Here is a 5,665-nt window from a genome sequence, read left to right on the forward strand (position 1 = left end):
CCCCCCCCCCCCCCCCCCCCCCCCCCCCCCCCCCCCCCCCCCCCCCCCCCCCCTTTTCAAGCAGAAGACGGCATACGCGATCATGAGTACTGTCTCGTGGGCTCGGAGATGTGTATAAGAGACAGCATCTTTAGAATTAAAAATTTGATAATTAAACTTTTTGCCCTCATTAACTGACACTATCATATAAACAGTTTGCTTGGCTTTCTTGTCAGATTTTTTCGTATAGCTAAAACCATAACTCGTCTTATCACCATTATTACCCAAGCCTGTAAAATTTCTAACTTGTTCATTATCAATATTCCAGTCTTTAAGGTTAATTTTACCTTTCTGTCCCCCTTCTATATTACTGTATCTATCTCTCTTTTGATCATCACCATATGCATCTCTTAGATAGTTCTCAAAATTAACAGCTTGTGTTTCCAATGCTAGTCTATTTTGTACCGTTCCGTCTCTATTCTTTGTGATTTGAAAAGTATCATCTTGATAGGCATGATACAGTTCATGTCCCATTATCATTTCATTTTTAGGTGATCCACCATCAATTGAGCTATACCAGCTGTTCCCAACATAATTTATAGTCCTATCTTCATATTGCGAACTTCTAGTAAAAAATGTCGATTTAGTCACATACGTTTCACTAGAATTCACTAGTCTATTTAACACTTCTTGACCTTTACTTGTTGCAGCAATCTTCGCGAGATTAGTTAATGCACCAGCAGTATTATTTCCAATTTCAATTTCCTTACCATCAGAATCAATAAAGATAACTGGGTTATTTGCTACATAATTATATGGAGACAATTGTAAATATTTCTCCGCCAACGGATCCACCACGTTCCATCTTCCAATTATCGGATCATAGAACCTTGCACCGTAGTCGTAAGCCTCCAGCTCGTACTGCAGCTCCTTGCCGTTGTACAGGTACTTGTTCTCCAGCGATACGGGGCTACCTGCGGACTTCCTCAGGCCGAAGGGATAGTAGTTGTCCTCCTGCAATCGGCGTACAACGCCTCCTTAAATATCGAAAACGTAGCGCACATTTCTAAGGTGGTCGGTCAGGTTGTAGATATAGGTGTAGGTGCCCCCGTTGTTCTGTGCCTTGCCCACCTCGGTCTGGATGAAGTCGATCGTGCTGTTCGTGTACTGGATGCCGTCCACGTAGTCGACAATGGTCCCGCTCACTGTGTTCGCCTTCCTCAGCTTGGCCCCCGTGGCGTCGTACAGGTAGGCCAGGCCGATGCCCCCGCCCGATACCGTTGCCGGCAGGTTCGGTTGGTTATAGGAAAGGCTTTGGTCAACCAATTCTATTCGTACACCTTTGAGGTCACTCCATTTTTACAATGTCATCTGCTTTTACCGTTAAGACGTCTAAGGTTTCATTCATTTCATCAACAAACTCTACTTCAAAAGCCAACGGAAAGTCTGGATAAATTATTAGGACGGTTCCTTTACATCCTTCAAAAACTTTATCATTTAAAGTTTTTATGGCCTTCACTATATCATATTTTTTTATCATGGTATTTTAATGTGGGTTTATCTATTTAATTGGAAATGCTGTGATTAATCTAACAACATTATCATTGTTTTTAATCCAAGCTGTCATAACTTCAATTATTCGCCCATTGGCTCCAGTAACTTTTATAACTTGATTAAACTTGGTTCCATATTGGGTTACGGCGGTTTGAACAGCTTTACTGGAATCGAACACTAATTGTTTTGCCAATCCCGCTGAATTTACTTGAGTATAACCCAGTGCTTGCTGAAACCACTTTGCTTTGCTTGCTCCAACTGCGTGTTCAGCATTTAATAAATAACCTGCTAATTTTTCTTCTACAGATAATCGGGATAATAGTGCCAAACTCCCCTTTGGCCCAAAAGGAGGATTGATTTCAAATTTAATATAGGATATATGGACCGGATTACCATCGTTGTCGTAATTTATTCCTCGTAGTCCCTTCCTCCATGAAGATTGTTCCCAAGCCTTCCCTACTTAGGAGTAATACCGCTCATTAATACGACCCTATATTATCCCTAGTTAATATTAGAAGTGCAACAGGGTCGTTTCCATATATTCCACATTCTATATCATTTCTTTCCAATATAATTGATTTTGCAAATTCTATCGCAGAATTTATATTATCAAAAACGGTATAAACCTCCTGATTTACAGTGTCGCATAGATGTAATCCTTATCCAATACTATGCCTGTATTAATATCTGCTCTCAATAAAGCAACCTGTTCGTTTTTTAAATGCGGAAATTTCTCCATATTTCTTATCAATTTAAGGTTTTACCTGTGTAACTTTAGCACCTGTTGTAGTTCCTCTTAAAAAGTACTTCTGATTCATTTACCACGGTTCTAGTCCCTATAAGCTGTATATTTAATAGGCTAGGGTTTGATTATTCCATGATAATCCAAGGCCAAAAAAAATTGAACTCCTCAAATCTTGGTGTCTGAAAAACAATTAGGTAATTCCTCATAATACCATCTTGGCAATTTATCTAATTTGTCTCCCGTCAAATGCACACTATAACTAAAAAGTTTAAAATCGAATGTAAATGGAATCTCTTTGTCTAGGTATTTCTTATGCTTGAGGTACGTTTTCTTTTTGATTGTATATCCCATTCCCTCATCAAATAGGAAACGCTCTTGCTTAACTTGATCTAGAAACATTTCTTCAAATTTCTCAAATGGAATGTGGGAGATATTGATAAAACCAAAGATAAAATCAGTTCCTATCAGAACTACTTCTAGATGTGCCTGGTAATAATATTTTTCTTTTTTCATTGTTTTTTATCCTCCTGCCAACATAAAAATGGCTCCTACTACGGTTATTATTGCTCCTCCAATTAATATTATTGGATTTGGCCTTACAGGTGGTTGAGATGGTGATTGTGGTGTCGATTCCCAGTCAGGTTCACTTGTTTCTATCTTATTATAAGTCGGTCTTCTTTTAGGATCTGCTCTCCCTTTAAATCTCCCCGTTTCTGGATCATAAGCTCCCTTGTGTTTTCCATTATTATCATAAACTTCTATTTCCCCACGTTTAGAATCCCATTCTCCCCACCAGCCTTTTGGCACTTTTAATTCTGGATCACCACCAGGTCTTGTTTTGCCCAAGTCCCAGCTTGGACGCGCCCCTTCTTTATTTGGTAATGGCTTAGACCCTGGAAATCCAGGAAGTCCTTCCTTTTTATACCCCTGAGGCACTGGTTTATAAACTGGTTCTTTGTCTTCTTTTTTACCTTTATCCTGTTCTTTGTTATCATCCTGATTTTGCCCAATTCCAAAATAGGCTATCACATCTGCAAAATCCTTATCACCAGGCTTATAGGACCCCGATTCACCAGCATACATACCATCAACATCAATAAATCTGATCGGATTATTCAGTACGTAGTTATATGGCGACCAACTTCGGCTCATCTCCGCCAGCGGATCTACCGAATTCCATCTTCCAATTATAGGGTCGTAGAACCTGGCCCCGTAGTCGTACTGCTCCAGCTCTTCCTGCAGCTCCTTGCCGTTATAAAGGCCCTTATAGATTGGCATACAACACGTTTAGCCTGCCTAGAGTCAAAGCTTAATATTTGCCGTTTAATTAATTTCAATCCAAAGTTCTTTAGAGGTTGGAAGGCCATGCTTTTTGTTGAATCTTTCAATTATAGAAGAGTTTGCATCTGCAACTTTCATTTCATATGCCTTTAAAAGATAGTAGTTTGCAAGTTTATTGCTCCTTTGGTTACTGCTATCCACAATATCTGTCTTCAATGCTAGATATGTATCAAAATATGCTTGCGCAAAATTGTAGTTCTCGGCCATAATGATAGAATAAACCAAAAACTCTCGCCCATGGTTACTATCCATATATATATCCCTTAACTTGATATACGAATTTGTATCGCCCAAAACAACTTTATTAACTAAACTTCTTATCTCATCCTTACTATTAAAGCTAACTGCATGCTCTTTTAATGGAGAGGAGCCATCTTTCTTTTTTTCTCTATCTACACATCCCATAAATAGTATTATGGCAATTAATATGAGTGAAATTCTTAAATTCATTATTTTTTTGTTTTTAAAAAGTCAGCAAAACTCTGTCTATTAATTTCTTTCCCGTTCTTAAAAGTAACTATAAATCCCTTATTATCATTATATGTCAGGTCTTTACTACTTCCGACTACTGCGGGTTTTCCGTCTTTAGTTCCATACATAGCATAACCGTCGAAACCAATAATAATTGCTTGTGGGTGTTTTTTGGAGATTTTACGAGCCATCGAGACATCTTTCTCTGTGTATTCGTAAGCAGATAGGCAAGCATAGAGTATTAAAGTAAATGGTTTGTTTTCCTGGAGGATTTTTTTATACGCGTTGCTTTTTTCCGACATGACCTTATCAAAGTCATCTGCGGTATACATATATACTCCTTGATTCGGTCCCTGGTCTTCTTTATGGTCACCTATTCTCCAGCCGCCACCGTGGCCATACACAGAGAAGACTCCATCTCCTTTCCTATAATTACCCGGTAGATTCATCAAATCATATACATCATTAAACTTTTTCTGTGTAGGATCTTTTTTTTGTAGGACGGAAAAAATTTACTGGTTGTTCCGAATCTTTTTCTTTTTCTTCATCATTTTTATAAATTATTCCCATAGCTTGTTGCAGACTAATCAAGAGATTTTTTGCATCATCTCCATAGTAAGTTTCCATTCCGTTTGGGTCTATGTTATTTATTGGGTTGTTATCAGTATAGTTATAAGGCGTGATAGAATGATATTTCTCTCCAAGTGGATCTACTACGTTCCACCTCCCTATCATCGGATCGTAGAACCTTGCCCCATAGTCGTACTGTTCCAGCTCGTACTGCAGCTCCTTGCCGTTGTACAGATATTTGTTGTCCAGCGATACGGGGCTCCCCGCTGATTTCCTCGGGCCAGAGCGGTGGTATTTTGAAATCTTATGCTGTACAGTATATATTTAAGGATTAAGATTATAAATCTCGATTAATACGCCGTTAGCTTGTAAACGGGATAAAGACTTACACCAAATTACACGACTTCCAAATTATTGATACAATCTCTTAAAATTATCAATGCACCTTTCTGGTATAATTGCTAGTACACAACCGTTTTTATCACAAGCTTCAAAGGTTGCGATTCTGTCATCCTTTTTATCAAAAACATATTGCTCTGTTGCTTCACAAGTATAAAAGAATACTGGAAAAACACTGGGATCAAAGTCGGAATAGCTTACGACTTCATTATTAGAAATAAACAATATTCTTTTACATCCTGAAGGGACATCAGGTCCTGCCCACTTTAATCCGGTAATCTCATTTATATTTTCTTCTGTTGTAAACTCATCAAAAATATAGAATTTATCCCATTTAAAGCTTGTAATAGAGCTTAATTTGAATGTTGAATATTTTTGTTTATTCTTTTTTGCTATTTCAATACTTCTTTTGACCTTGTCTTGCAGTTTATACAAAAACTCATCATTTTGACTAGAGCAAGACAAAGAAAATAATATTATTACTAAAAAATATTTTTGAAATGTATCCATTATTCTAACGACTCTAGTGCCTGTCTCTTATACACATCTAAAAAGGGGGGGGGGGGGGGGGGGGGGGGGGGGGGGGGGGGGGGGGGGGGGGGGGGG

General features: G+C 38.4%; 10 protein-coding genes and 2 pseudogenes. All 12 read right to left on the reverse strand.

The features are described 5' to 3' along the window. Positions 1–999, reverse strand: a 999-nt coding sequence (locus JHD69_RS18875) for an RHS repeat-associated core domain-containing protein (RefSeq protein ID WP_233166048.1), incomplete at its 3' end; no start/stop codon positions are given. Positions 1,000–1,017: 18 nt separating this feature from the next. Then, a complete protein-coding gene (locus JHD69_RS21105; protein WP_233166049.1) occupies positions 1,018–1,305 on the reverse strand; it encodes a hypothetical protein in 288 nt (95 codons plus the stop codon). Between the two features lie 22 nt (positions 1,306–1,327). Continuing rightward, positions 1,328–1,519, reverse strand: coding sequence for a DUF4926 domain-containing protein (locus JHD69_RS18880; protein WP_199141896.1), 192 nt, complete (start codon positions 1,517–1,519; stop codon positions 1,328–1,330). A gap of 21 nt (positions 1,520–1,540) precedes the next feature. Further along, the gene (locus JHD69_RS18885; RefSeq protein WP_199141897.1) at positions 1,541–1,861 is read right to left on the reverse strand and encodes a DUF6883 domain-containing protein; all 321 of its coding nucleotides are present in this window, start codon (positions 1,859–1,861) and stop codon (positions 1,541–1,543) included. A 582-nt stretch (positions 1,862–2,443) separates the two neighbouring features. Further along, positions 2,444–2,791 (reverse strand): hypothetical protein, encoded by a 348-nt coding sequence (locus JHD69_RS18890; RefSeq protein WP_199141898.1) that lies wholly within the window; start codon positions 2,789–2,791, stop codon positions 2,444–2,446. A 6-nt stretch (positions 2,792–2,797) separates the two neighbouring features. Next, positions 2,798–3,361 carry a colicin E3/pyocin S6 family cytotoxin gene (locus JHD69_RS18895; protein WP_233166054.1) on the reverse strand — a complete coding sequence of 188 codons (564 nt, stop codon included), beginning with the start codon at positions 3,359–3,361 and terminating at the stop codon, positions 2,798–2,800. Then, positions 3,359–3,544: pseudogene (locus JHD69_RS21110) on the reverse strand (RHS repeat domain-containing protein); the annotation flags it as partial. The gene JHD69_RS18895 and the pseudogene JHD69_RS21110, both read right to left, overlap by 3 nt. Before the next feature lie 57 nt (positions 3,545–3,601). Then, entirely contained in the window at positions 3,602–4,069 is a 468-nt protein-coding gene (locus tag JHD69_RS18900; protein ID WP_199141900.1) for a hypothetical protein, read from the reverse strand. Further along, positions 4,069–4,539, reverse strand: coding sequence for a hypothetical protein (locus tag JHD69_RS18905; RefSeq protein WP_233166050.1), 471 nt, complete (start codon positions 4,537–4,539; stop codon positions 4,069–4,071). The genes JHD69_RS18900 and JHD69_RS18905 overlap by 1 nt, the downstream gene beginning before the upstream one ends. 16 nt (positions 4,540–4,555) lie before the next feature. Next, positions 4,556–4,717 carry a hypothetical protein gene (locus tag JHD69_RS21115; RefSeq protein ID WP_233166052.1) on the reverse strand — a complete coding sequence of 54 codons (162 nt, stop codon included), beginning with the start codon at positions 4,715–4,717 and terminating at the stop codon, positions 4,556–4,558. A 9-nt stretch (positions 4,718–4,726) separates the two neighbouring features. Continuing rightward, a pseudogene (locus JHD69_RS21120) lies at positions 4,727–4,984 on the reverse strand (RHS repeat-associated core domain-containing protein); the annotation flags it as partial. An 87-nt stretch (positions 4,985–5,071) separates the two neighbouring features. After that, the gene (locus JHD69_RS18915) at positions 5,072–5,569 is read right to left on the reverse strand and encodes a hypothetical protein (protein ID WP_199141902.1); all 498 of its coding nucleotides are present in this window, start codon (positions 5,567–5,569) and stop codon (positions 5,072–5,074) included. Positions 5,570–5,665 lie beyond the last annotated feature (96 nt).

This window comes from Pedobacter sp. ASV12, assembly GCF_016429155.1.
Classification (GTDB): domain Bacteria; phylum Bacteroidota; class Bacteroidia; order Sphingobacteriales; family Sphingobacteriaceae; genus Pedobacter.